This is a genomic window from Pseudomonas sp. SG-MS2, assembly GCF_009933855.1.
GTDB lineage: Bacteria > Pseudomonadota > Gammaproteobacteria > Pseudomonadales > Pseudomonadaceae > Aquipseudomonas > Aquipseudomonas putida_E.
In genome coordinates this window covers 18,826-41,940 of sequence record NZ_MOMO01000103.1, presented here as the reverse complement: position 1 = coordinate 41,940, position 23,115 = coordinate 18,826, and the positions used below count along the sequence as shown (strand labels likewise).

Here is a 23,115-nt window from a genome sequence, read left to right as displayed (position 1 = left end):
CGCGCCGGTAGTGACTCTGCCCAGCGCCACGCCCGACGTCAGCACTGAAATTCAGCCGCTGCAAACATTTGCCCAATGGCAGGCCGGCTTCCGCCAGCAAGCGCTGCAGGCTGGTATCTCGGCAAGCACTTTCGACCGCGCGTTCATTGGCGTGACGCCGGACATGGATGTGATCAAGGCAGACCGCAGCCAGCCCGAATTCACCCGCCCGGTGTGGGAATACCTGGAGGGAGCGCTGTCGCCGCTGCGAGTGCGAAACGGCAAGAAACTGCTTGAGCAGAATGCCGAGCTGCTGGCCCGCCTCGAACAGCGCTATGGTGTAGACCGTCAGGTCTTGGTCTCGGTCTGGGGCATGGAGAGCAACTTTGGCCAGTTCCAAGGCAGCAAGTCGGTAATTCGCTCACTCGCGACCCTGGCGTATGAAGGCCGCCGCCCGCAGTTTGCCCAGGATCAGCTGATTGCCGCGCTGCAGATCATCCAGCATGGTGACATCCAACCAGAGGCCATGCGTGGCTCCTGGGCCGGCGCCATGGGCCAGACCCAGTTCATCCCCACCACCTACAACACCCATGCAGTGGACTTCGACGGTGACGGCCGCCGCGATATCTGGAACAGCACTCCGGATGCCTTGGCATCGACTGCGCATTACCTGCAAAGCTCCGGCTGGAAGCGCGGGCAACCATGGGGTTTCGAGGTTCAGGTACCTGCAGGCTTCGACTTCTGGCTGGCCGATGGCGCGCTGCGCAAGCCCGTCAGTGAGTGGTTGCAATTGGGTGTGAAACTGCCGGCGGGCACCAAACTGCCGATGGGCAGCAACGAACTTTCCGCAGCCCTGCTGCTGCCGGCCGGCGCCCGTGGCCCAGCATTCCTGGTGCTGGACAACTTCCGCGCCATTCTCAAGTACAACAACTCATCGTCCTATGCACTGGCCGTGAGCTTGCTGGGCGATCGTTTCTCGGGCTGGGGCTTCATCGCTGGCAGCTGGCCGAAGGAAGACTTGCCGCTGAGCCGCAGCGAGCGCATGGAGCTGCAGAACCTGCTCAACGCCAACGGGCATGATGCGGGCAACCCCGATGGCATCATCGGTGCCAATACGCGCAAGGCCATTCGCAATGCGCAGCAGGGTTTTGGGTGGCCAGCAGATGGGTACCCGACGCACAAGTTGCTCGATAGCCTGCGCCAACGGTGATAATGCCGGGGGCGCCTTGCGCCCCATCGCGACACGAGAAATCGCTCATCCCCCTGTAGGGGCGGCCTTGCGTCGCGAAAGGGCCGCAAAGCGGCCCCGACAATCTCACCCCTTGAACAAATCCTGCGCCAACACCAGGCTCCGCGCCTCGCTGTCCAGCACCACCTCTGCACCCAGCGGCAAACACACGTTCGGGTCACAATGCCCGCTGCGCCACCCGGCCAGCACTGGCACACCCAACGGCGCGAAGATGTCCAGCAACAGGGGCGTCAACGCCGCCACGGTGATACCGGCAAAATCCCCCACCAGCACCCCCTTCACCCCCGCCAACTTGCCTGCCAGACGCAACTGGGTCAGCAGCCGGTCCACCCGGTAAAGCGGCTCGTTGACGTCCTCGATGAACAGGATGCAGCCCTTCGTATCGATCTGCGCCAGTGTTCCCAGGGTCGCCCCCAGAATCGACAGGTTGCCGCCCAGCAAACGCCCCCTGGCAACACCAGGCACCACGCAATTCAAGACGAATTCAGCCGGGTGCACGATGGCATCACCCTCCCCTAACGCCCCACTCAACTGCGCCATCAGCGACGACTCGGTCGGTGCGAGCTTGGCACCCAGCAGGTCAGCGTTGAGCATCGCTCCATGAAAGCTGATCAAGCCGCTATGACGATAGATAGCCGTGTGCAGCGCAGTGATGTCGCTGTAGCCGATCAGCGGCTTGGGGTTGCGCCGGATCAGGTCGAAGTCGAGCTGATCGAGCAGGCGCATGCTGCCATAGCCACCGCGCATGCACAGGACTGCGTCGATGGTCGGGTCAGCGAAGGCATCGTGCAGATCCTGTAACCGTTGCTGATCGGAGCCCGCCAGATAGCCCTCGGCCTGGCTCACTCCAGGGTAGATCCGGCAGCGATAGCCGCGCTCGGCAAACCACTGGCCAGCCTTTTGCGCATCCAGCCTTGCCGGCCCGGCCGGAGCGACAATGGCAAAGCAGGCATTGTCCGGCAGCGCGGCGGGCAGGCGGTGTTCAAACGTTTCGGCGCAATTCATCGCAACTCCTTGCAGCGCTGGGCACAAAAACAAAAATGCCGATGCCGCCTTTAGGCGTGCATCGGCATGTACGGCTCAAACCAGGATCAGAGCTTGATCTTGGCTTCGTGAGCCTGCTGGTCGGCATGGTAGGACGAACGCACCAACGGGCCCGATGCGACGTTCTTGAAGCCCATCTTGTAGCCTTCCTCGGCAAACCAGGCGAAGGTGTCGGGGTGCACGAAACGCTGCACTGGCAGGTGGCTGCGCGAAGGCTGCAGGTACTGCCCGAGGGTGAGCATGTCGATGTCATGCTCACGCATGCGGTGCATCACTTCGATCACTTCTTCGTCCGTCTCGCCCAGGCCGAGCATCAGGCCAGACTTGGTCGGTACGTGCGGCACCATCTGCTTGAACTTCTGCAGCAGGTCCAGCGACCAGTCGTAGTCCGAACCGGGACGTGCGGCCTTGTACAGGCGCGGTACGGTTTCAAGATTGTGGTTGAAAACATCCGGCGGCTCTTGCGCGGTAATCTCCAGGGCCACATCCATCCGGCCACGGTAATCCGGCACCAGGGTTTCCAGCTGTACGCCCGGCGACAGCGCGCGGATCTCGCGGATGCAGTCGGCGAAGTGCTGGGCACCACCGTCGCGCAGGTCGTCGCGGTCCACCGAGGTGATCACTACGTACTTCAGGCGCAGGTCGGCGATGGCAACAGCCAGGTTTTTCGGCTCGTCCACATCCAGCGGTTTCGGCCGGCCGTGGCCGACATCGCAGAACGGGCAGCGACGGGTGCAGATGTCGCCCATGATCATGAAGGTGGCGGTACCACCGGAGAAGCACTCACCCAGGTTCGGGCAGGAAGCTTCTTCGCACACGCTGTGCAGCTTGTGCTTGCGCAGCAGTTGCTTGATGCGGTCTACCTCAGGGGAAACCGGGATGCGCACGCGGATCCAGTCGGGTTTCTTGGGCAGCTCATCGGTAGGGATGATCTTCACCGGAATGCGCGCCACCTTGTCGGCACCACGCAGCTTGACCCCAGCTTCCACCTTCTTCGGCGCTGGGCGCGGGGTGGCATCCTGGGTAGGTATCAGGTTCGGCACGGCTTCTTGCACAGTTGTCATATTCAGTCGATTCCGCCCGTCAGGGTCGTCTGCTCAGCATAGTCGAGGTGCTTGACCAGCTGTCCGCGCAGCCTTGTCCTGACCTCGTCGAGTTCGATCGGGCCTGCCAGGTCACGCAGCTGGGTCATGGCCAGCCCCGCATACCCGCAGGGGTTGATTCGGCGGAATGGCGCAAGGTCCATGTCCACGTTCAGAGCAAGGCCGTGAAAAGAACGGCCATTGCGGATTCGCAGGCCGAGGGAGGCGATTTTCGCTCCATCGACATAGACACCCGGCGCATCGGGCTTGGCCGCAGCGCTGACACCGTAACTGGCAAGCAGCTCGATCAGCGTCTGTTCGATGCGGCTGACCAGTTCGCGCACACCAAAGCCAAGGCGGCGCACGTCCAGCAGCAGGTAGGCAACCAGTTGCCCGGGGCCGTGGTAGGTCACCTGGCCACCCCGATCGGTCTGCACCACCGGAATATCGCCCGGTACCAGCAGGTGCTCGGCCTTGCCGGCCTGGCCCTGGGTGAAAACCGCGGGGTGCTCTACCAGCCAGATTTCATCCTGGCTGTCCGGGCTACGCTGCTCGGTGAAGCGACGCATGGCTTCCAGCACCGGTTCATAGGGCTGCAGGCCAAGCTCGCGAAAACCGAGACAAAGGGACATCAGAGCACCATTTTCACGATGCCGGTGGCACGCAGGGCGCTGTTTATATCGTGCAGCTGATTTTCGCTCTCGGCAACGATGTGCAACTGCACCGTGGTGTACTTGCCTTCCTTGCTCTGGCGTTCGGCCAAAGTGGCGAGGTCGACCTTGGCATGCTTGCTCAGGACCTCGATCACCATGTCCTTGAAGCCGACAACGGTATCGCCGATGACCTTGATCGGGTAATCGGCGCAGGGGAATTCGATCTTGTGCGACTTGACGTCAGGTTCGCTCATGGCGGAAACGGCCTCGTAAGCCGTGGCAACAACAACGCCCCCGCAGGATTACGGGGGCGTGCAGGTCACGTATCAGTTGAACAACCCGTAGAAGAATAGACGGATGCTATCCCACATACGACGGATGAAACCACCTTCCTCTACGCCATCGAGGGCGATCAGGTCGGCGCTGTGAACCACGTTCTCGTCCAGTTTGACTTCCACTTTACCGATCACGTCACCTTTGGCGATCGGTGCGGTGAGCTGCGGGTTCATGGTCATCGACGCCTGGAGGCGCTTCATCTGGCCTTTGGGCATGGTCAGGGTCAGGTCGTCGGCCAGGCCGGCTTTGACGATGCTGGTGGCGCCTTTCCAGACCGGGGCCTGGGTCAGTTCGGTGCCCTTCTGATAGAAGGTCTGGGTTTCGAAGAAGCGGAAGCCATAGGTCAGCAGCTTCTGGGTTTCGGCAGCACGGGACTGCTCGCTGTTGGTGCCGAACACCACCGCGATCAAGCGCTGGCCGTCGCGTACAGCCGAGGCCACCATGCAGTAGCCGGCTTCTTCGGTGTGGCCGGTCTTCAGGCCATCGACCGTCTTGTCACGCCACAGCAGCAGGTTGCGGTTTGGCTGCTTGATGTTGTTCCAGAAGAACTCTTTCTGCGAGTAGATGGCGTAGTGGGCCGGGTCGACGTTGATGATCGCGCGCGCCAGGGTAGCCATGTCATGGGCCGAGGAGTAGTGGTCCGGGTGCGGCAGACCGGTCGGGTTCATGAAGTGGCTGTTGGACAGACCCAGGTCGGCGGCAGTCTTGTTCATCATGTCGGCAAAGGCATCTTCGCTGCCAGCGATGTGCTCGGCCAAGGCGACCGATGCATCGTTGCCCGACTGGATGATGATGCCATGCAGCAGGTCACTGACGGTGACCTGGCTACCGACCTTGATGAACATGCGCGAACCACCGGTGCGCCAGGCATTCTCGCTGACGGTGACCGGATCGTTCTCGCCGATCTGGCCACGGCGGATGTCCAGGGTGGCGATGTAGGCGGTCATCAGCTTGGTCAGGCTGGCTGGCGGCAGGCGCTCGTCACCGTTGTTCTCGACCAGCACATTGCCGCTGGACGCGTCCATGAGTACGTAGGACTTGGCTGCCAGTTGCGGTGGTGCCGGCATCATCTGCTCTGCCGCAAAGGCAGCAGGCGTGATCATCAGCAGTACGGGCAGGCAAAGTCGTTTGGCAAGGTTGGTGATGTTCATCCGTCTCTCGAAAATCGCTAATGGTCTGAGATGTTCCCTGGGCCACATCGTGTGCCCAGCGCCAGTCAGTCTAGTTTTTGCGGCTCAGGGCCGAGCCCAGGAAGTGCGGCTTTATGTCGCTGCGGGCAAAAGCGGACATTGTACATGGCCGCGCCCGTCAATTCATGACAAAACAGACAGCTAGAGGCTCAAGCTTCAAGCTGCAAGACAAGGCGACGCGCACCTTGGCTTCTTCTTGAAGCTTGCCGCTTGCCGCTGCCGTCAGTCTGTGACCAGCTTGGCCTGGCCAAGGTTCGCCAGGCGAATGCTGTCCTGCGCCTGCTGGATTTCGCCCTGGCTGCTGATCGGCCCCAGGCGCACGCGGTGCAGGGTCTGCTGGTTGCGCACGATGGAGCTGATGAACACCGGTGCGCTGACCATGGTGCTCAGCTTCGAACGCAACAGCTCGGCGGCGTCCGGGTTGGCAAACGCGCCCACCTGCAGGAAGCTGCCACCGTTGCCTGCCGGCACATTGTTGCCCCCCACTTGCACTGGCACTACGGGCGCTGCGTGTTGCTGCGCCGGCGGCGACCATTGCTCGACACGCCCGGTGCTGGCCGCAATCGCCTGAGGCTGGGTGGCCTTAGGCTCCTTGAGCATCAACGGCGGCTGCTGGCCACGCTGAGCCCACCATTGCTGGGGATCGATACCTTCGACCCGCACATGCGCGGTGCCGCTCTCGGCATAGCCGAGCTTCTTGGCTGCGGCATAGGACAGGTCGATGATGCGGTCGGAGTAGAACGGGCCGCGGTCATTGACCCGCAGGATCACACTGCGCCCGTTGGCGAGGTTGGTCACCCGCACGTAGGCCGGCAGCGGCAGGGTCTTGTGCGCTGCGCTCATGCCATACAGGTCGTACAGCTCACCGTTGGCGGTGTTCTGCCCGTGGAACTTGGTGCCGTACCAGGAGGCGGTGCCTTCGGCACGGTAGTTGCGCGAGTCCTGCATGGGGTAGTAGGTCTTGCCCAGCACCGTGTAAGGGTTGGCCTTGTAGTTGCCAGTGTGCACGGTCGGCGTCGCGTCCGGGATCTTGTTCACATCCACGTCCCACCACGGCGCACCGTCCTTGTGGGCACGGTTGATATCCAGGCCAGGCTGCGCACGAACGGTATTGCCGCTTTTCTGGGGGGCCGGCCGGCTGGAGGAGCAACTGACCAGCAGCATGCCGACGGCCATGCAGGCCAGCAACTTGAAGGTATTGGCAGAAATCATTGCGCGCATTACTTGACGCCCCGTGCTTGGACCAGCTGCTCCGAAAGCTGATGCACCGCCATGGCATACATCACGCTGCGGTTGTAGCGAGTGATCGCGTAGAAATTCTTCAGGCCCAACCAGTATTCAGGCCCGTTTGCGCCTTCCAGACGGAAGGCGGTGACTGGCAGATCACCGCGCAACGCATCATGACTCGACCAGCCAAGCGCCTGCAACTCTGCGACCGTTTTCACCGGCTCGATACCCGTGGTCAGGCCGTCGTCTGCCCGCGCACCACTGACCTGGGCGCGACTGACCACGCCCTGCCCAGCCACCCAGCCGTGCTCTTTGAAGTAGCTGGCGACACTGCCGATGGCATCGTCAGGGTTGTTCCAGATATTGATGTGGCCATCGCCATCGAAGTCCACCGCGTAGTTGCGAAAGCTGCTCGGCATGAACTGCGGCAGGCCCATGGCACCGGCGTATGAACCTTTGAGGGTCAGCGGGTCGAGCTGTTCTTCGCGCGACAGCAGCAGGTATTCACGCAGCTCCTTGCGGAAGAACTCGGCGCGCGGCGGGTAATCGAAGCCCAGGGTCGACAAGGCATCGATCACACGGTAGTTGCCAGTGTTGCGGCCAAAAAAGGTTTCCACACCGATGATCGCGACGATGTACTGCGCCGGTACGCCGTACTCCTGCTCCGCCCGGGCCAGCACCGCTTCATGCTGGCGCCAGAAGTCCACACCGCGGGCGATGCGCGCGTCGGTAATGAACATCGGTCGGTAATCCTTCCACGGTTTTACCCGCTCGGCCGGCCGCGATATGGCGTCCAGGATCGATTGCTTGCGCTGAACCTCGCGGAACACGCCCATCAACTGCTCGCTGGCAAAGCCATAGTCGCGGCTCATCTCACCGACGAATTCGGCCACCTGAGGCGAGCCGTCATAATCGCCGGCATGCGCCTGCTGGACAGCGGCGAACAGGCCCACCGCGCCGAACCACGGCGCAAAACGGGCAGCCCAGTTACGCACTGCTTGCATGAAATTCTTCACCTTTTTCAAACCTGTGCGATCCATTTACGGTGCGTATGGATCGACATGAGAACGCCAAACGCTGACAGCAGCGTCACCAACGAAGTTCCGCCATAACTAATGAAGGGCAGCGGCACGCCCACCACGGGCAATAGGCCGCTGACCATACCGATATTGACGAATACATATACAAAGAAGGTCATGGTCAGGCTGCCTGCAAGCAGCTTGCCGAACAAGGTCTGCGCCTGAGCCGTGATCATCAGCCCACGACCGATCAGCAAGAGGTAAACGATCAGCAGCAGGCAGATGCCGACCAGGCCGAATTCCTCGCCGAGCACGGCGATGATGAAGTCGGTATGGCTCTCGGGAAGGAAGTCCAGGTGCGACTGGGTGCCCAGCAGCCAGCCCTTGCCGAACACGCCACCCGAGCCAATGGCCGCTTTGGACTGGATGATGTTCCAGCCGGTGCCCAGCGGGTCGCTTTCAGGGTCGAGGAACGTCAGCACACGCTGTTTCTGGTAGTCGTGCATGACGAAGAACCACATGGCCACCGCCACAGGCACGGCCGCCGTCAGCACGCTGAGGATCCAGCGCCAGCGCAGGCCGCCCATGAACAGCACGAAGGCGCCGGAGGCAAGGATCAGCAACGCCGTACCCAGGTCCGGCTGGCGGACGATGAGGATGAACGGCACGCCAATCAGCACCAGGCTGATGGCCACGTGTTTCAAATGAGGCGGCAAGGTGCGTTTGGACAGGTACCAGGCGATGGTCGCCGGCATGATGATCTTCATGAACTCCGAGGGCTGGAAGCGTATTACCCCGGGTATGTTGATCCAGCGCGTGGCACCCATGGCGTTATGGCCCATGACGTCCACCACGACCAGCAGCAGCACCCCAGTGAGATAGGCAAGAGGGACCCAGCGCGCCATGAAGCGGGGTTCAAGCTGAGCGATGACGAACATCGACACCAGCCCGATACCGAATGAAGTGGCCTGCTTAAGTAGCAAATCCCAGTTCTTGCCGCTGGCAGAATAGAGCACGAACAGACTGCCGGCGGCGAGGGTCAGCAGGATGACCAGCAAGGGGCCGTCGATGTGGATGCGCTGCAGGAAGCTGGCGCGTCGACGCATCACGTCCTCGCTGGAGAGCATGCGATCGAAATTGTTCTTCACGGGGCCGTTTCCTGGGCGACAGTGGCAGGAGCGAACTCAGGCTTGAGCCGACCGTTCTCGTCGAGCAGCCAGGCGTCCATGATCTGCCGCACCACGGGTGCGGCTACACCGGAGCCGGACTCGCCGTTCTCGACCATCACCGAAACCACGATCTTCGGATCGTCGGCCGGGGCGAAGGCGACGAACAACGCATGATCGCGGTGGCGCTCCTGAATTTTGTTGCGGTCGTATTTCTCGCCCTGCTTGATCGCTACCACCTGCGCGGTACCGCTCTTGCCGGCAATGCGGTACTGGGCACCGGCCGCAGCCTTGCGTGCGGTACCGCGGGCGTTGTGCATCACCTGCTCCATGCCGTGGGTGACCTTGGCCCAGTCGGACTTGTCACGCAGGATGATGTTTTCCATCGGGTTCGGGTCCACTGGCGGCTGGCCTTCGATGGTCTTGGCCAGGTGCGGACGGTTCCAAACGCCTTTGTTGGCGATCAGCGCTGTGGCCTGGGCCAGTTGCAGCGGTGTTGCCTGCATGTAGCCCTGGCCGATGCCCAGAATCAGGGTTTCACCGGGGAACCAGGCTTGGCGGCGGGTGGCGCGCTTCCATTCACGCGACGGCATCAGCCCGGCCGACTCCTCGAACATGTCCAGGGCAACTTTCTGGCCGATGCCGAACTTGTTCATGTAGATGGACAGCCGATCGATACCCATCTTGTGGGCAAGATCGTAGAAATAGGTGTCATTGGAACGCATGATTGCGGTATCCAGGTCGACCCAGCCATCACCACTGCGGTTCCAGTTACGGTATTTGTGATCGTAGTTGGGCAGTTGGTAATACCCCGGGTCGAACACACGACTGCCGGCGTTGACCACACCACTGTCGAGGCCGGCGATGGCAACCGCCGGCTTGATGGTCGAACCCGGCGGGTACAAGCCGCGCAGCACGCGGTTGAACAGCGGCCGGTCGATCGAGTCGCGCAACTCGGCGTAGGCCTTGAAACTGATGCCGGTGACGAACAGGTTGGGGTCGAAACTCGGCTGGCTGACCATCGCCAGCACTTCGCCGTTGCGCGGGTCGAGCGCTACCACCGCACCGCGGCGCCCACCCAGGGCCGCTTCGGCAGCTTCCTGCAACTTGATGTCCAGGCTCAGCACGATGTCCTTGCCAGGTTTCGGGTCGGTACGCTTGAGGACCCGCAGCACGCGCCCGCGAGCGTTGGTCTCGACTTCCTCGTAACCGACCTGGCCGTGCAGGTCGGCTTCGTAGAAGCGCTCGATACCGGTCTTGCCGATATGGTGGGTGCCGCTGTAGTTCACCGGGTCAAGGCTTTTGAGCTCTTTCTCGTTGATCCGCCCGACATACCCTACCGAATGGGCGAAATGCGCCCCTTGCGGGTAATGCCGCACCAACTGGGCGACCACTTCGACGCCAGGCAAACGGAACTGGTTGACCGCCACGCGGGCGATCTGCTCTTCGTTCAGCTCGAACAGGATCGGCACTGGCTCGAACGGCCTACGCCCCTGCCTCATGCGTTTTTCGAAAAGTGCACGATCGTCCGGCGTCAGCTCCAGCACTTCCACGATATTGTCCAGCACTTCCTGCCAGTTACCCGCACGTTCACGGGTCATGGACAGGCTGAAGCTCGGCCGGTTATCGGCGATGATCACCCCATTGCGGTCGAAGATCAGCCCGCGCGTCGGCGGGATCGGCTGCACGTGCACCCGATTGTTCTCTGACAACGTGGAGTGGTAGTCGTACTGGATGATCTGCAGGTAGTACAGGCGTGCGATCAACACGCAGACAAGCAGCATGATCGCGACGGCGCCGACCACGACGCGGTTACGCACCAGGCGGGCGTCTTTCTCGTGGTCCTTGAGGCGGATCGGCTGCGACATCGGACTGCTTACAGGCTCATTTGTGGTAAGGGTGCCCGGACAACACGGTCCAGGCGCGGTAGATCTGCTCGCCGATGAGTATCCTTACCAACGGGTGCGGCAGGGTCAGCGGCGATAGCGACCAGCGTTGCTCGGCGCGCGCACAAACCTCAGGCGCCAGCCCTTCCGGGCCGCCCACCATCAAATTCACCGTGCGCGAATCCAGCCGCCAGCGGTCCAGCTCGGTCGCCAATTGCTCGGTACTCCAGGGCTTGCCATGGACCTCGAGGGTGACGATGCGTTCCCCGGGCTGAACCTTGCTCAGCATGGCCTCACCCTCCTGACGAATCAGGCGGGCGACGTCGGCATTCTTGCCACGGGTGTTCAGCGGAATTTCCACCAGCTCCAGCGACAGCTCCTGGGGCAGGCGCTTGGCATATTCATGCCAGCCTTCCTCGACCCACTTGGGCATGCGCGAGCCGACCGCGATCAGGCGCAGACGCACGACGCTTCCTTATTCCCGGTCTTTGAGCTTGTCGGTGAAGTAGTCGCTGGCGTTTTCCGGGCTGTGGTGCTTGGCATCGGCGGCGCGGCTCTGCTCGGCACCCAGCCACAGGCGTTCCAGGTCGTAGAACTGGCGGGCAGCGGCGGTCATCATGTGCACGATGACGTCGTTCAGGTCCAGCAGTACCCAGTCGCTGTCGCCCTTGCCTTCTTCGCCCAGCGGCTGCGCACCTTCTTTCTTGACCGCTTCACGGACCTTTTCCAGCATCGCGTTGATCTGGCGATTGGAGGTACCGGTGGCAATGATCATGTAGTCGGTCAGGCTGTGCTTCTCGCGAACGTCGATGACCTGGATATCCTGGGCCTTGACGTCTTCCAGCGCGCTGATGGTCAGCTTGACCAGTTCTTCGCCATTGATTTTCTGCTTGCTCATATAAAACTCGTTCAACTCGTTGGATGAGGCGCCCACAGGGCACCGTCAGTTAGGCGCACGATACAGTTCATGCGCCTCGATGTAGGCCAGTACGGCGTCCGGCACCAGGAACCTCACCGACCTGCCGCTGGCCAGCAGCTGTCGGATCTGTGTAGCCGACACCGCAAGCGGTGTCTGCCAGACGAACGAAATACTACCCGCCGGGCCGGACATGGCGGTGGGATCGCTCTCGGAGCGCGCGGCCAACAGGTTGCGCAGCTCGTCAGGGGGTTCAACGTCGGCATCCGGGCGTTGCAGCACCAGGATGTGACAGTGTTGCAGCAGTTCTTCCCAGCGGTGCCAGCCAGGCAAACCGCAGAAGGCATCCCAGCCCAACACCAGAAACAGCTGGTCAGCAGCGCCCAGTTCGGCGCGGACCGACTCCAGCGTATCGATGGTGTAGGACGGTTTGTCGCGCTCAAGCTCGCGGGCATCCACGCTCAGGCGTTCGACGCCTTGCACGGCCCCACGCACCATCGCCAGGCGATCTTCGGCCGCCACCTGCGGGGTGTCGCGGTGTGGCGGCCGGGCATTGGGCAACAGGCGCATCTCTTCCAGCCCCATGAACTCGGCGACCTCAAGCGCGCTGCGCAGGTGGCCGATGTGCACGGGGTCGAAAGTACCGCCAAGAATGCCGATGCGCCGGACTGCCTGGGCCTTGCTCAACTCAGCAGGACTCCTGGCCGCGCAGTTGGCCATCGCCGATCACTACGTACTTCTCGCAGGTCAGGCCTTCCAGGCCGACCGGGCCGCGGGCGTGCAGCTTGTCGGTGGAAATACCGATCTCCGCGCCCAGGCCATACTCGAAGCCGTCGGCGAAGCAGGTCGGGGTGTTGAGCATCACCGATGCCGAGTCCACCTCGGCCATGAACTGACGGGCCTGGCCCTGGTGTTCGGTAATGATCGAATCGGTGTGATGCGAGCCATAGTGGTTGATGTGCTCGATGGCCTGGTCCAGGCCATCGACCACACGAATCGACAGGATGGCGTCGAGGTACTCGGTGTGCCAATCGTCTTCGCTGGCCGGCTTGGCCTCGATCAGCGCACGGGTACGCTCGCACCCGCGCAGTTCGACGCCCTTTTCCTGGAAACGGCGGGCCATTTCCGGCAGGAAACCTTCAGCCACACGTTGGTCGACCAGCAGGGTTTCCATCGCACCGCAAATACCGTAACGGTAAGTCTTGGCGTTGAAAGCAACGCGCCAGGCCTTGTCCAGGTCCGCGTGCTCGGCAACATAGACGTGACAGATGCCGTCCAAGTGCTTGATGACCGGCACACGGGCATCGCGGCTGATGCGTTCGATCAGGCCACGGCCGCCCCGCGGGACGATGACATCGACAAACTCAGGCATGCTGATCAGCGCGCCAACCGCCTCACGGTCGGTGGTCTCGACCACCTGAACCACGGCGGCCGGCAGGCCGGCCTCGGCAAGGCCACGCTGAATGCACGTGGCGATGGCGCGGTTGGAGTGAATGGCCTCGGAGCCGCCGCGCAGGATGGTGGCGTTGCCTGACTTCAGGCACAGGCTGGCGGCATCGATGGTCACGTTGGGGCGCGATTCGTAGATGATCCCGATCACCCCCAGCGGCACGCGCATCTTGCCGACCTGAATACCCGACGGGCGATAGCTCATGTCGCGGATGGCGCCGACCGGGTCTGCCAGGCTGGCCACCTGGCGCAGGCCGGTGATCATGCCGTCGATGCGCGCAGGGGTCAGGGCCAGGCGGTCGAGCAGGGCAGGCTCCAGACCGTTGGCACGGCCGGCGGCCAGGTCCTGTTCGTTGGCTGCGGTAAGCTCGGCACGCGCGGCGTCCAGTGCATCGGCAGCAGCCTGCAGGGCGCGGTTCTTCTGCGCAGTGCTGGCGCGGGCGATCACCCGGGAGGCCTGGCGAGCGGCGCGACCCAAACGGGTCATGTAGTCAAGAACGGACTCAGTCATGGGTTCGGTGTCTTGGCGAAGGGGAAATCGGCTGATTATAACTGCCGCGCAGGTATACGCCCAGCGGCGGGTGGCGGATGGTAGAAAATGGCAGACAAGAATCTGTAGGAAAGATGTAACCGGCCTTATCGAACTGTCTTGGTTCAGCCTCGATTAAGCCAATCGTTGCTATCATCCGCGCCTGACCACGACGAACCGCCAGCATGCCAGACACGACCCCCTGCCCTGCCCGCGCCTTGCCCGACAGCTTCTTCGACCGAGACGCCCAGACCCTGGCCAAAGCCCTGCTGGGCAAGGTCATCCGCCATCGGCATGGCGACCTGTGGCTGGCCGCACGGATCATCGAAACCGAGGCCTATTACCTGACTGACAAGGGCAGCCATGCCTCGCTTGGCTACACAGAGAAACGCAGGGCGCTGTTTCTCGATGGCGGGCATATCTACATGTATTACGCCCGCGGAGGTGACTCGCTCAACTTCAGCGCACACGGCCCGGGCAATGCAGTGCTCATAAAGTCGGCCTACCCCTGGGTGGACGCCCTTTCCGGTGCCAACAGCCTGGCGCAAATGCAGTTGAACAACCCCGACGCCAGCGGCAAGCTGCGCCCAGCCGAACGCCTGTGCGCCGGCCAGACCCTGCTCTGCCGGGCCTTGGGCTTGAAGGTAGCGCAGTGGGATGGCCAGCGCTTCGACCCTGAACGCCTGTACGTCGAGGATTGTGCCATCACCGTGCCCAAAGTGGTCCAGGCCGCGCGCCTGGGTATCCCCCATGGCCGCGATGAGCACCTGCCGTACCGTTTCATCGACGCCGAATACGCCCGCTTCTGCACCCGGAACCCGCTGCGCCGGGGGCAAGTCGAAGGGCAAGACTTTTTCATTCTCAAACAAGGAAGCTGAAACATGGGCCAATGGCTCGACAGCCTGACAGGCTGGCTCAGCGCCAACCCGCAGTGGCTTGGCGTGGCAATTTTTCTGGTGGCCTGCATCGAATGCCTGGCCATCGCCGGCATCATCGTACCTGGTACGGTACTGCTGTTTGCCGTCGCGGTATTGGCCGGCAGCGGCACCTTCAGCCTGGGCGAAACATTGCTGCTGGGGTTCCTCGGTGGCCTGCTCGGTGACGCCCTGTCTTACACGATAGGCAAGTACTTCCACCAGAACATCCGCCGCCTACCCCTGTTGCGCCACCACCCGGAATGGATCGGCAGCGCTGAAACCTACTTCCAGCGCTACGGCATCGCCAGCTTGCTGGTTGGCCGTTTCATCGGCCCGCTGCGGCCGATGCTGCCGATGGTCGCGGGCATGTTTGACATGCCGTTGCCGCGCTTCATCGCGGTCAGCGTGCTGGCCGGTGCCGGCTGGTCGGTCGCCTACCTGTTGCCGGGCTGGGCTACCGGGGCGGCCATGCGCCTGCCATTGCCGGAAGGGTTCTGGCTGGATGCAGGCATCATCGCCGGCGCCCTGGCGGTGCTGATCGGGCTGAGCCTGAACAGCAGCGTACGCGACCAGCGTCACGGGACGCGGCTGATCGCCGGTTTGAGCTTTCTGGCATTGGCCGGGGTGTTTCTGGGATGGCCGTATTTTCACGAGTTCGACCAGGGCGTGATGACCCTGGTGCAGGAGCATCGCAGCCAAGCCTTGGACGGCACCATGGTGCTGGTAACCCGCCTGGGCGATTTCCGCACCCAGCTGTTCCTGGGCGGGCTGCTCACCGGCCTGCTGCTGCTCGCCCGACAATGGCGGCATGCACTGTTCGCCGGTGGCGCCTTGATGGGTACGGCAATTGCCAATGGCTCGCTGAAATGGCTGTTCGCCCGGGCGCGACCGGAGGTGCTGACCGACCCCTTGACCAGTTACAGCATGCCCAGCGGCCATAGCTCGGCCTCGTTTGCGTTCTTCCTGGTGATGGCGGTGCTGGCCGGGCGTAGCCAGCCGCCACGCATGCGCCTGACCTGGGTGATGCTGGGGTGCATTCCGGCGTTGGCGATTGCCCTGTCGCGCGTTTACCTGGGAGCGCATTGGCCGACCGACATCCTGGCCGGAGCCTTGCTGGCCTGCTGCGTCTGCGCGCTCAGCCTGACGCTGGTGCAATATCGCCAGCCGCTCAATGCATTGCCACAACGCGTATGGTGGCTGGTATTACCGGCGTGTATCGCGTTGCTGGCTTTCTTTGCCCTGTATGCCTTGCCGCTGGCCCTGGAGCGTTACCAATATTGACGCTGCCTGTACAGCCCTATCGCCGGCAAGCCGGCGATAGGGCCATAAAGGCAACCACCCTCTATCAGGCAAACAACTCGCCCTGAATCCGCTCCAGCAGCCTCTGGATTTCTGCCAGCCGCTGTGACGGCGAGTCGATCGCCAGCAAGTCCAGCTTGTCCTCTTCCATGAACGGCAGCAGATAAGCCAGCTGGTTGGCCAGTGCCTGGCGCCCCGCGACGTCACGGGGCATGTCCAGCGCCTCGACCATCGGGTGCTCACCCAACGCCACCAGCAGGGCCAGCAGGTCATCGTCCTGATCGGTCAGCGGGCTGTCCGCCTGCTCCGCCAGCCAATGCACCTCGCCCAGCAGCAACTGGTCTTTCTGCACCTCGGTCTGACCCAGCTCGAAGCGCCGCACACCTTCCACACGGATACCCAGCAAGCCGTTGTCCTGCTGGACAAAATCACGGATCAGCGCCTCGCACCCGATCGATGCAACCACAGGCGGCGCCTTGCCGACCTGCTCGCCTTCGACGATGCACACCACACCAAAGCCTGTGCCCTGCTTCATGCAGCGGCCAATCATGTCCAGGTAGCGGGCTTCGAATATCTGCAAATCCAGCAGGCAACCGGGAAACAACACAGTATTGAGGGGAAACAGCGGTAGCGTCATCACAACTCCTCAAGCCACCAGGCTGACCGCCAACGGCAGGAACACCGCCGTGGCCACCCCCATCAGGCTCATCGCCAGTGCGGCAAACGCGCCGCACTCGTCACTTTCCTGCAAGGCCACCGAGGTACCCACGGCATGCGCGGTCACGCCCAGGGACATGCCGCGCGCCTCGGGGCTATGCACACCAAAACGGCTCAACAACGCAGGGCCGAAAATGGCCCCGATCACCCCGGTGATCAACACGAAGACCGCCGCCAGGGCCGCCACACCACCAATTTGCTCGGCCACAAGCATGGCAATCGGTGAGGTCACCGACTTCGGCGCCATGGTCATCAGGATCATGTGTTCGGCGCCGAACCACCAGCCCAGCAACAGGCAGCAGAGCGTGGCGAACAGGCCTCCGATTACCAGCGTAGTAAATGTCGGCCAGAACAGCTGACGGATACGCCGCAGGTTGAGGTAGAGCGGCACGGCCAAGGCCACCGTGGCCGGCCCCAGCAGGATGTTCATGATCTCGGTGCTCTTGCGGTACTCACGGTAGTCGATACCACAGACCAGCAACACACCGATCACCATGACCATCGACACCAGTACCGGCTGCAGGAAGATCCAGCGGGTTTTCTCGTAAGCTGCCAGCACCACCTGATAGGCACCCAGCGTAATGCCAATGCCAAACAGCGGATGGTGGACAACCGCATCGAGCGCGCCCTGCCAATCGAGGATCATGGCTGCTCCCCGCGCTTGCCCTGGCGATGCATGAGTTTCTGCATCAATACACCGACAAAGACCAAGGTGGCCAGGCAGGAGATCAGAAGCGCGCCGGCGATGGCCCAGAAGTCTGCAGCGATATCCTTGGCATACACCATCACACCCACTGCTGGCGGCACCAACAGTAGCGGCAGGTAACGCAACAGACTGCTCGCCGCCTCGTTCAACGGCTTGCCGACCTCACCGCGGGCCATGAGGAACGACAACAAAAGCAAAAGGCCAATGATCGGCCCGGGCAGTATCGGCACCAACAGATGATTGAGCGCCGTACCCAGCAGCTGGAACAGCACCAGCCAGGTCAAACCACGCAACAGCATAAGGATCTCCTTTCGGCCATGCCGGCCATTATAAGCACGCGCAAGGCTATGGGCGGATATTCGCCCTGATGCTGGCAACTTGACTGTAATTGTTCGCCGTGCTGATCTTGCACTCTCGTACCAAATGACAACCTGGAGAGTCGCGATGCCCTATGTACCGGTTACCGAGCTTTCGCAGTACGTTGGAAAGGAACTGGGACGTTCCGACTGGCTGAAGATCGACCAGCAACGCATCAACCTGTTCGCTGAGGCCACGGGCGATTTTCAATTCATCCATGTCGACCCTGACAAAGCGGCCAAGACACCCTTTGGCTGTACCATTGCCCATGGGTTCCTGACCTTGTCGCTGATTCCAAAGCTGATGGAAGACATACTGGTGCTGCCTGAAGGCCTGAAGATGGTGGTCAATTACGGGCTCGACAGTGTGCGTTTCATTCAGCCGGTGAAAGTCGGCAGCAAGGTGCGCCTGAAGGTGGATCTGGGTGAGGTGACCGAGAAGAAACCTGGGCAGTGGTTGCTCAAGGCTACCGCGACACTGGAGATCGAAGGCGAAGAGAAGCCGGCCTATATCGCCGAGCCGCTTTCGCTCTGCTTCGTCTGATCTTTTTTTGGGGGTCGCCACGCGGCCCCTGCCATGGCTGTCTCATCCGCCCCATTGTGCGGCATACTCGGCATAACTTTTGCCCGGATTCGGCCATGCGTGCTCTGTTGCCTCTCACCCTGACCCTGATGCTCGCTGCCTGTGGCGATGGCGAATCGCTGTTGCCACCGGATGCGCGCCTGCCCGACGGCGGTCGCTACAGGGGCCAGGTGGTTGACGGCTTGCTGCAAGGCGAAGGGCGCATCGACTATCCCAACGGCAGCTGGTACGCCGGCGGCTTCAAGGATGGCCAATGGCATGGTCAGGGCGAGTGGCATGGCAGCAATGGCGAGGTCTATCGCGGCCAGTTCGCCGCCGGCCTGTTCCAGGGCGTGGGCGATCTGACCACCCCCGGCAGCCACTATGCAGGCACCTTCAGCCACGGCCGTCGCGACGGCGAAGGTACGCTCAAGCAGGCGGACCAGACCTACCGCGGCCAGTTCAAGGACGATCAGTACCATGGCGCGGGTGAGCTCGAACTGGCGGACGGCAGCCGTTACCAGGGCTTGTTTGCCAGCGGCAAGCCCAATGGTGCCGGCGTACGCAGCGATGCCAGCGGCAATCAGTTCAGTGGCCGCTTCGTCGACGGTCTGTTGCAGGGCAGCGGCACCTACGACAGCGTCGATGGCGAGCAATATATCGGCGAGTTCAAGGACAACCGCCTGGAAGGTCGTGGCCGCTATGAAAACGCCGAAGGTGATGTCTGGATCGGCGAGTTCAAGGACGGCTCGCTGCTTGGCGAGGGGGAAATGCTGGGCAGCGATGGCAGCCACTACAAGGGCAGCTTCGTCGACTGGCGCCTGGCCGGCCAGGGCAGCCTGCAACTGCCCGATGGCAGCCGCTACGTCGGCGGCTTCGAAAACGACGCCTACCAGGGCCAGGGTAAACTGACCCTGGCCAGTGGCAAGGTGCAAAGCGGTTACTGGGTCAATGGTGTGCGCGTTCGCGACCACAACGGCAAACTGCTCCCCGACCCGCTGGAACTGGCCCTGCTCAATCAGGGCAAGCTACTGGATGAGGCGCTGGCGCGCGTACCGCGCTCCACGCCGCCCATTGAGCTGTATAGCCTGGTGGTCGCTGGTGACGGCCAGCAGAGTGTATTTCTGCGCGAGGCCGACTACGTCAGCAATCTTTTGAAGGTGCGCTTCGGTGCCCACGGCCAGATCACGCTGGTCAACCACCGCGACCAGATGTCCACACGGCCCATGGCAACCCGCGAGAACCTTACCCGCGCCGCCCGCACACTGGCTGAGCGCACCGGCCCGCAAGACCTGGTGTTCATCTACCTGACCAGCCATGGCAGCCAGGACCACCAGTTGGTATTCGACCAACCACGCCTGCAGCTTGCCGACCTGTCCGCCGACGAACTGGCCAGCGCCTTGGCGCCGCTCAAAGAGCGCGACAAGGTGATCGTCATCTCCGCCTGCTATTCAGGGGGCTACATCGCCCCGCTCAAAGATGAGCGGACGATCATCATGACTGCCGCACGGGCGGACAGGGTGTCATTCGGCTGCTCGGAAGAGGCCGATTTCACCTATTTCGGCGAGGCTCTGTTTGCCCAGGCGCTGAACCAGACCGACGACCTCGAACAAGCGTTCGAACTGGCGCGCAGCAGTGTTGCCGAACGGGAGAAGAGGGAAGGTTTCGAAGCCTCCGAGCCACAGATCTGGGCACCACCAACCGTACTGGCACATTGGCAACGCTTGCGCCAGCAGCAAGCTGAGAAAGCCTTACGCAATGCCGCACAAGCGACTTCGCAGGGGCAGGAAAAAAGGCCAGCCCCGCACTAGACTTGTGTGTAACACAGGAGAGACATCATGTACTTGACGCCTCAGCATGTCCTGCTTGCCGGAGCCACGGGCCTGACGGGTGAACACCTGCTTGACCGCCTGCTCAACGAGCCCACCATCAGCCGCGTTCTGGCACCCACCCGCCGCCCCCTGGCCGAACACCCACACCTGGAAAACCCGGTCGGTGACCCTGCGGTGTTCCTACCGCAACTGGCCGGGCGCGTGGACATCGCTTACTGCTGTCTGGGCACTACCTTGAAGCAGGCCGGCTCCGAGCAGGCGTTCCGCGCCGTCGACCTGGACATGGTGGTGGCCTTCAGCAAGCGTGCACGGGAGATGGGTGCGCGCCACCTGCTGGTGGTCAGCGCCATCGGCGCCGATCCCAAGTCGTCGATCTTCTACAACCGGGTCAAAGGTGAAATGGAAGAGGCGCTCAAGGCGCAGGATTGGCCGCAACTGACGATTGTCAGGCCTTCGCTGCTGCTGGGTGAGCGCATTGCGCCGCGCTTGGGCGAACGGCTGGCTTCCCCGTTTGCGCGGTTGATGCCGGGCAAGTATCGGGGCATCGAAGCCTGCACATTGGCGCGGGCGCTATGGCGCCTGGCGCTGGAGGAAGAGGACGGGATTCGGGTTGTCGAGTCGGATGAGCTGCGTAGATTAGGCAAGAAATAGCGCCCGCCTGAACGGCCCTGTCGCCGGCAAGCCGGCGACAGGGCCGTTACAGACCGCCAGTGGCCTGGAAGCCGATCCCGGCAGCCGTCAGCAACGATAATGGCAGCAGCAGGGTATCGAGCAACATGCTCCCAGGCAGGTCCAGCCGCGGATACGCCGGCGCCTGAGCCCCGAAATGATCCTTGGGGCAGCACCCGCCATTGATCACGTACAAGTCCAGCCGGGTGCCGGCATACACCACCGGCGCGCCCGGCTTGTTGGCATCAAGCGTGCGCACCGTGGCACAGCCGTTGAGCAACAGGACGGCCAGCATTGCAGGCAACGTGCGTTTCAATCATCCGCCCCAAGATGATGCTCCCCCCAACGCGGCAACATGTCCTGCGGGATGTTCAGCAGGTTGAGAATGCGCGCCACGACGAAGTCGACCAGGTCATCGATGGTCTGCGGCTGGTGATAGAAGCCAGGCGCCGCCGGCAAGATCACCGCCCCCATCTGCGAGAGCTTGAGCATGTTCTCCAGATGGATGGTCGAGAATGGCGCCTCGCGCGGCACCAGGATCAGCTGGCGACGCTCCTTGAGGGTCACGTCGGCGGCACGTTCGATCAGGTTGTTGCAGGCCCCGGTGGCGATGGCCGACAAGGTGCCGGTGGAGCACGGCACCACCACCATGGCCGCCGGTGCGCCGGAGCCCGAGGCCACCGGCGACATCCAGTCTTCCTTGCCATACACGCGGATCTGCCCATCGGCAGCACCGGTGTACTCGGTCAGAAAGGCCTGCATGGCCTGAGGCTTGGGCGGCAGCAGCACGTCGGTCTCGGTGGACATCACCAATTGCGCGGCCTTGGAGATGAGAAAATGCACCTCACGGTCTTCGCGCACCAGGCAATCGAGCAGCCGCAAGCCATACTGCGCGCCGGAGGCGCCGGTCATGGCCAGGGTGATGCGTTCCGGCCCGCTCACTTCAGGGCCTCGGCCAGCTTGCCATGCAGGCCGCCAAAGCCGCCGTTGCTCATGATCACCACGTGTGTGCCCGGCCGCGCCTGGCCCTTGACCCGCTCGATGATCGCTTCGAGGCTGTCGGCGACCACGCTCGGCACCTTGCACTGCGCCGCAGTCGCCGCCAGGTCCCAGCCCAGGTTGGCTGGCGCATACCAGACTACCTGGTCGGCATCGTTGACGCTTTCCGGCAGGCCGTCACGGTGCGCGCCCAGCTTCATGGAGTTGGAACGAGGCTCGATGATGGCGATCACCGGTGCCTCGCCCACCCGCTTGCGCAGGCCGTCGAGGGTGGTGGCGATAGCCGTCGGATGGTGAGCGAAGTCATCATAGATGGTCACGCCTTGAACTTCTGCGACCTTTTCCATGCGCCGCTTGACGCTCTTGAACGCGCTCAGGCCTTCAATGCCCATGGCAGGCACCACCCCCACGTGACGGGCAGCGGCCAATGTTGCCAGCGCGTTGGCAACGTTGTGCTGGCCGGTCAGGGCCCAGTCCACAACGCCTTGCGCTTGCCCCTCGAACAGCACTTCGAAGCGCGAGCCGTCGGCACTGAGCAAGCGCGCCTGCCATTGGCCACCCTCGCCGGTGGTCTGCACTGGCGTCCAGCAACCCATGCCGATTACCCGCTCCAGCGCCTGTTCGGTGGTCGGGTGGATTACCAGGCCTTCGCTCGGAATGGTGCGCACCAAGTGATGGAACTGCCGCTCGATGGAGGCCAGATCCGGGAAGATGTCCGCGTGGTCGAACTCAAGGTTATTGAGAATCGCAGTGCGCGGACGGTAGTGCACGAACTTCGAACGTTTGTCGAAGAACGCGCTGTCGTATTCGTCGGCCTCCACCACGAAGAACGGCGTATCGCCCAAGCGTGCCGACACCGAGAAGTTCTGCGGCACGCCACCGATCAGGAAGCCGGGGCTCATGCCGGCATGCTCCAGGACCCAGGCCAGCATGCTGCTGGTGGTGGTCTTGCCGTGGGTACCGGCCACGGCCAGCACCCAACGCCCCTGCAGCACATGGTCGGCCAGCCACTGGGGGCCGGAGACATAAGGCAGGCCTTTGTTGAGCACATGCTCCACCGCCGGGTTGCCCCGCGACATGGCGTTGCCGATCACCACCAGGTCCGGCGCCGGGTCCAGCTGGGCCGGGTCATAGCCTTGGGTCAGCTCGATGCCCTGGGCCTGGAGCTGGGTGCTCATCGGTGGGTAGACGTTGGCGTCCGAACCGGTCACACGGTGGCCGAGTTCTTTGGCCAGCACCGCTAGCGAACCCATGAAAGTGCCGCAAATACCGAGAATATGAATATGCATGGTCGACCTCGCAAAACTTCGAGGCAGGGTAGCCCAGGGCGCGG

General features: G+C 62.7%; 25 protein-coding genes. 6 read left to right on the top strand and 19 right to left on the bottom strand.

Features of this window, described 5'->3' with window-relative positions; translation table 11 throughout:
• Positions 1-1,189: lytic murein transglycosylase (locus tag BLX42_RS08590; protein WP_161871565.1), on the top strand; the 1,189-nt coding region annotated here is incomplete at its 5' end.
• Positions 1,190-1,294: 105 nt separating this feature from the next.
• Here the strand turns inward: BLX42_RS08590 and BLX42_RS08585 are convergent.
• From BLX42_RS08585 to BLX42_RS08525, 13 genes are all read right to left on the bottom strand, one after another.
• Positions 1,295-2,233, bottom strand: a complete 939-nt coding sequence (locus BLX42_RS08585; RefSeq protein WP_046785133.1) for an LD-carboxypeptidase — start codon at positions 2,231-2,233, stop codon at positions 1,295-1,297.
• 86 nt (positions 2,234-2,319) lie between these two features.
• A complete protein-coding gene (lipA, locus tag BLX42_RS08580) occupies positions 2,320-3,336 on the bottom strand; it encodes a lipoyl synthase (protein WP_012312558.1) in 1,017 nt (338 codons plus the stop codon).
• Between the two features lie 2 nt (positions 3,337-3,338).
• A complete protein-coding gene (gene lipB / locus BLX42_RS08575) occupies positions 3,339-3,986 on the bottom strand; it encodes a lipoyl(octanoyl) transferase LipB (protein WP_012312557.1) in 648 nt (215 codons plus the stop codon).
• The gene (locus BLX42_RS08570; RefSeq protein ID WP_012312556.1) at positions 3,986-4,261 is read right to left on the bottom strand and encodes a DUF493 domain-containing protein; all 276 of its coding nucleotides are present in this window, start codon (positions 4,259-4,261) and stop codon (positions 3,986-3,988) included. Before BLX42_RS08570 ends, lipB begins: the two co-directional genes overlap by 1 nt.
• Before the next feature lie 72 nt (positions 4,262-4,333).
• A complete protein-coding gene (locus tag BLX42_RS08565; RefSeq protein WP_046785132.1) occupies positions 4,334-5,494 on the bottom strand; it encodes a D-alanyl-D-alanine carboxypeptidase family protein in 1,161 nt (386 codons plus the stop codon).
• A gap of 261 nt (positions 5,495-5,755) precedes the next feature.
• Positions 5,756-6,754, bottom strand: coding sequence for a septal ring lytic transglycosylase RlpA family protein (locus BLX42_RS08560; RefSeq protein ID WP_046785131.1), 999 nt, complete (start codon positions 6,752-6,754; stop codon positions 5,756-5,758).
• Positions 6,754-7,764: a lytic murein transglycosylase B gene (gene mltB, locus BLX42_RS08555; RefSeq protein WP_161871564.1), complete on the bottom strand. Its 1,011-nt coding sequence runs from the start codon at positions 7,762-7,764 to the stop codon at positions 6,754-6,756. The genes BLX42_RS08560 and mltB overlap by 1 nt, the downstream gene beginning before the upstream one ends.
• 17 nt (positions 7,765-7,781) lie before the next feature.
• Positions 7,782-8,885 carry a rod shape-determining protein RodA gene (rodA, locus tag BLX42_RS08550; RefSeq protein ID WP_042111868.1) on the bottom strand — a complete coding sequence of 368 codons (1,104 nt, stop codon included), beginning with the start codon at positions 8,883-8,885 and terminating at the stop codon, positions 7,782-7,784.
• Positions 8,886-8,923: 38 nt separating this feature from the next.
• Positions 8,924-10,813 (bottom strand): penicillin-binding protein 2, encoded by a 1,890-nt coding sequence (mrdA, locus tag BLX42_RS08545; RefSeq protein ID WP_046785130.1) that lies wholly within the window; start codon positions 10,811-10,813, stop codon positions 8,924-8,926.
• Positions 10,814-10,829: 16 nt separating this feature from the next.
• Entirely contained in the window at positions 10,830-11,297 is a 468-nt protein-coding gene (gene rlmH / locus BLX42_RS08540) for a 23S rRNA (pseudouridine(1915)-N(3))-methyltransferase RlmH (RefSeq protein ID WP_008090421.1), read from the bottom strand.
• Positions 11,298-11,306: 9 nt separating this feature from the next.
• The gene (gene rsfS / locus BLX42_RS08535; protein WP_012312550.1) at positions 11,307-11,729 is read right to left on the bottom strand and encodes a ribosome silencing factor; all 423 of its coding nucleotides are present in this window, start codon (positions 11,727-11,729) and stop codon (positions 11,307-11,309) included.
• A gap of 45 nt (positions 11,730-11,774) precedes the next feature.
• Positions 11,775-12,467 (bottom strand): nicotinate-nucleotide adenylyltransferase, encoded by a 693-nt coding sequence (gene nadD / locus BLX42_RS08530; protein ID WP_046785129.1) that lies wholly within the window; start codon positions 12,465-12,467, stop codon positions 11,775-11,777.
• Positions 12,436-13,707, bottom strand: coding sequence for a glutamate-5-semialdehyde dehydrogenase (locus tag BLX42_RS08525; RefSeq protein WP_046785128.1), 1,272 nt, complete (start codon positions 13,705-13,707; stop codon positions 12,436-12,438). Before BLX42_RS08525 ends, nadD begins: the two co-directional genes overlap by 32 nt.
• Positions 13,708-13,910: 203 nt before the next feature.
• Between BLX42_RS08525 and BLX42_RS08520 the strand changes: the two genes are divergently transcribed.
• The gene (locus BLX42_RS08520; RefSeq protein WP_046785127.1) at positions 13,911-14,603 is read left to right on the top strand and encodes a DNA-3-methyladenine glycosylase; all 693 of its coding nucleotides are present in this window, start codon (positions 13,911-13,913) and stop codon (positions 14,601-14,603) included.
• Between the two features lie 3 nt (positions 14,604-14,606).
• Positions 14,607-15,923, top strand: a complete 1,317-nt coding sequence (locus BLX42_RS08515) for a bifunctional DedA family/phosphatase PAP2 family protein (protein ID WP_046785126.1) — start codon at positions 14,607-14,609, stop codon at positions 15,921-15,923.
• 64 nt (positions 15,924-15,987) lie between these two features.
• Here the strand turns inward: BLX42_RS08515 and BLX42_RS08510 are convergent, their stop codons facing one another.
• Genes BLX42_RS08510 through BLX42_RS08500 form a run of 3 tightly spaced genes read right to left on the bottom strand, consistent with a single transcriptional unit; the run spans position 15,988 to position 17,663 of the window.
• Positions 15,988-16,578: an LON peptidase substrate-binding domain-containing protein gene (locus BLX42_RS08510; RefSeq protein ID WP_046785125.1), complete on the bottom strand. Its 591-nt coding sequence runs from the start codon at positions 16,576-16,578 to the stop codon at positions 15,988-15,990.
• A gap of 9 nt (positions 16,579-16,587) precedes the next feature.
• Positions 16,588-17,304: an LrgB family protein gene (locus BLX42_RS08505; protein WP_046785124.1), complete on the bottom strand. Its 717-nt coding sequence runs from the start codon at positions 17,302-17,304 to the stop codon at positions 16,588-16,590.
• Positions 17,301-17,663, bottom strand: a complete 363-nt coding sequence (locus BLX42_RS08500) for a CidA/LrgA family protein (RefSeq protein ID WP_046785123.1) — start codon at positions 17,661-17,663, stop codon at positions 17,301-17,303. The genes BLX42_RS08505 and BLX42_RS08500 overlap by 4 nt, the downstream gene beginning before the upstream one ends.
• A gap of 145 nt (positions 17,664-17,808) precedes the next feature.
• Here BLX42_RS08500 and BLX42_RS08495 point away from each other — a divergent pair, with 145 nt between their 5' ends.
• The 3 genes from BLX42_RS08495 (at position 17,809) to BLX42_RS08485 (ending at position 20,765) form a co-directional block, all read left to right on the top strand.
• Complete coding sequence (locus tag BLX42_RS08495; RefSeq protein WP_046785122.1) at positions 17,809-18,264, top strand: MaoC family dehydratase; 456 nt, start codon at positions 17,809-17,811, stop codon at positions 18,262-18,264.
• Between the two features lie 95 nt (positions 18,265-18,359).
• Entirely contained in the window at positions 18,360-20,093 is a 1,734-nt protein-coding gene (locus tag BLX42_RS08490) for a C13 family peptidase (RefSeq protein WP_161871563.1), read from the top strand.
• Positions 20,094-20,120: 27 nt separating this feature from the next.
• Positions 20,121-20,765 carry an oxidoreductase gene (locus BLX42_RS08485; RefSeq protein WP_012312540.1) on the top strand — a complete coding sequence of 215 codons (645 nt, stop codon included), beginning with the start codon at positions 20,121-20,123 and terminating at the stop codon, positions 20,763-20,765.
• A gap of 46 nt (positions 20,766-20,811) precedes the next feature.
• On the opposite strand, the gene BLX42_RS08480 is transcribed toward BLX42_RS08485, so the two are convergent.
• From BLX42_RS08480 to mpl, 3 genes are read right to left on the bottom strand one after another with little or no spacing between them, the layout of a single operon-like run.
• Positions 20,812-21,078 carry a YceK/YidQ family lipoprotein gene (locus BLX42_RS08480; RefSeq protein ID WP_371316849.1) on the bottom strand — a complete coding sequence of 89 codons (267 nt, stop codon included), beginning with the start codon at positions 21,076-21,078 and terminating at the stop codon, positions 20,812-20,814.
• A 17-nt stretch (positions 21,079-21,095) separates the two neighbouring features.
• Positions 21,096-21,725 carry a flavin prenyltransferase UbiX gene (gene ubiX / locus BLX42_RS08475; RefSeq protein WP_039603651.1) on the bottom strand — a complete coding sequence of 210 codons (630 nt, stop codon included), beginning with the start codon at positions 21,723-21,725 and terminating at the stop codon, positions 21,096-21,098.
• Positions 21,722-23,071 carry a UDP-N-acetylmuramate:L-alanyl-gamma-D-glutamyl-meso-diaminopimelate ligase gene (gene mpl / locus BLX42_RS08470; protein WP_119688203.1) on the bottom strand — a complete coding sequence of 450 codons (1,350 nt, stop codon included), beginning with the start codon at positions 23,069-23,071 and terminating at the stop codon, positions 21,722-21,724. Before mpl ends, ubiX begins: the two co-directional genes overlap by 4 nt.
• Between the last annotated feature and the right edge of the window lie 44 nt (positions 23,072-23,115).

Bases quoted from the DNA above. Each gene is read 5' to 3' on its own strand.
- BLX42_RS08480 (WP_371316849.1), bottom strand. From the start codon at position 21,078: ATGCTGGCCGTCCTGTTGCTCAACGGCTGTGCCACGGTGCGCACGCTT.
- nadD (WP_046785129.1), bottom strand. From the start codon at position 12,467: ATGGCCAACTGCGCGGCCAGGAGTCCTGCTGAGTTGAGCAAGGCCCAG.
- BLX42_RS08500 (WP_046785123.1), bottom strand. From the start codon at position 17,663: ATGCTGTTGCGTGGTTTGACCTGGCTGGTGCTGTTCCAGCTGCTGGGT.
- BLX42_RS08520 (WP_046785127.1), top strand. From the start codon at position 13,911: ATGCCAGACACGACCCCCTGCCCTGCCCGCGCCTTGCCCGACAGCTTC.
- BLX42_RS08515 (WP_046785126.1), top strand. From the start codon at position 14,607: ATGGGCCAATGGCTCGACAGCCTGACAGGCTGGCTCAGCGCCAACCCG.
- BLX42_RS08585 (WP_046785133.1), bottom strand. From the start codon at position 2,233: ATGAATTGCGCCGAAACGTTTGAACACCGCCTGCCCGCCGCGCTGCCG.
- BLX42_RS08570 (WP_012312556.1), bottom strand. From the start codon at position 4,261: ATGAGCGAACCTGACGTCAAGTCGCACAAGATCGAATTCCCCTGCGCC.
- lipB (WP_012312557.1), bottom strand. From the start codon at position 3,986: ATGTCCCTTTGTCTCGGTTTTCGCGAGCTTGGCCTGCAGCCCTATGAA.
- BLX42_RS08490 (WP_161871563.1), top strand. From the start codon at position 18,360: ATGCGTGCTCTGTTGCCTCTCACCCTGACCCTGATGCTCGCTGCCTGT.
- lipA (WP_012312558.1), bottom strand. From the start codon at position 3,336: ATGACAACTGTGCAAGAAGCCGTGCCGAACCTGATACCTACCCAGGAT.
- BLX42_RS08495 (WP_046785122.1), top strand. From the start codon at position 17,809: ATGCCCTATGTACCGGTTACCGAGCTTTCGCAGTACGTTGGAAAGGAA.
- BLX42_RS08510 (WP_046785125.1), bottom strand. From the start codon at position 16,578: ATGACGCTACCGCTGTTTCCCCTCAATACTGTGTTGTTTCCCGGTTGC.
- mpl (WP_119688203.1), bottom strand. From the start codon at position 23,071: ATGCATATTCATATTCTCGGTATTTGCGGCACTTTCATGGGTTCGCTA.
- BLX42_RS08560 (WP_046785131.1), bottom strand. From the start codon at position 6,754: ATGCGCGCAATGATTTCTGCCAATACCTTCAAGTTGCTGGCCTGCATG.
- mrdA (WP_046785130.1), bottom strand. From the start codon at position 10,813: ATGTCGCAGCCGATCCGCCTCAAGGACCACGAGAAAGACGCCCGCCTG.
- mltB (WP_161871564.1), bottom strand. From the start codon at position 7,764: ATGCAAGCAGTGCGTAACTGGGCTGCCCGTTTTGCGCCGTGGTTCGGC.
- rodA (WP_042111868.1), bottom strand. From the start codon at position 8,885: ATGCGTCGACGCGCCAGCTTCCTGCAGCGCATCCACATCGACGGCCCC.
- BLX42_RS08565 (WP_046785132.1), bottom strand. From the start codon at position 5,494: ATGAACATCACCAACCTTGCCAAACGACTTTGCCTGCCCGTACTGCTG.
- rsfS (WP_012312550.1), bottom strand. From the start codon at position 11,729: ATGAGCAAGCAGAAAATCAATGGCGAAGAACTGGTCAAGCTGACCATC.
- BLX42_RS08485 (WP_012312540.1), top strand. From the start codon at position 20,121: ATGTACTTGACGCCTCAGCATGTCCTGCTTGCCGGAGCCACGGGCCTG.
- BLX42_RS08525 (WP_046785128.1), bottom strand. From the start codon at position 13,707: ATGACTGAGTCCGTTCTTGACTACATGACCCGTTTGGGTCGCGCCGCT.
- BLX42_RS08505 (WP_046785124.1), bottom strand. From the start codon at position 17,304: ATGATCCTCGATTGGCAGGGCGCGCTCGATGCGGTTGTCCACCATCCG.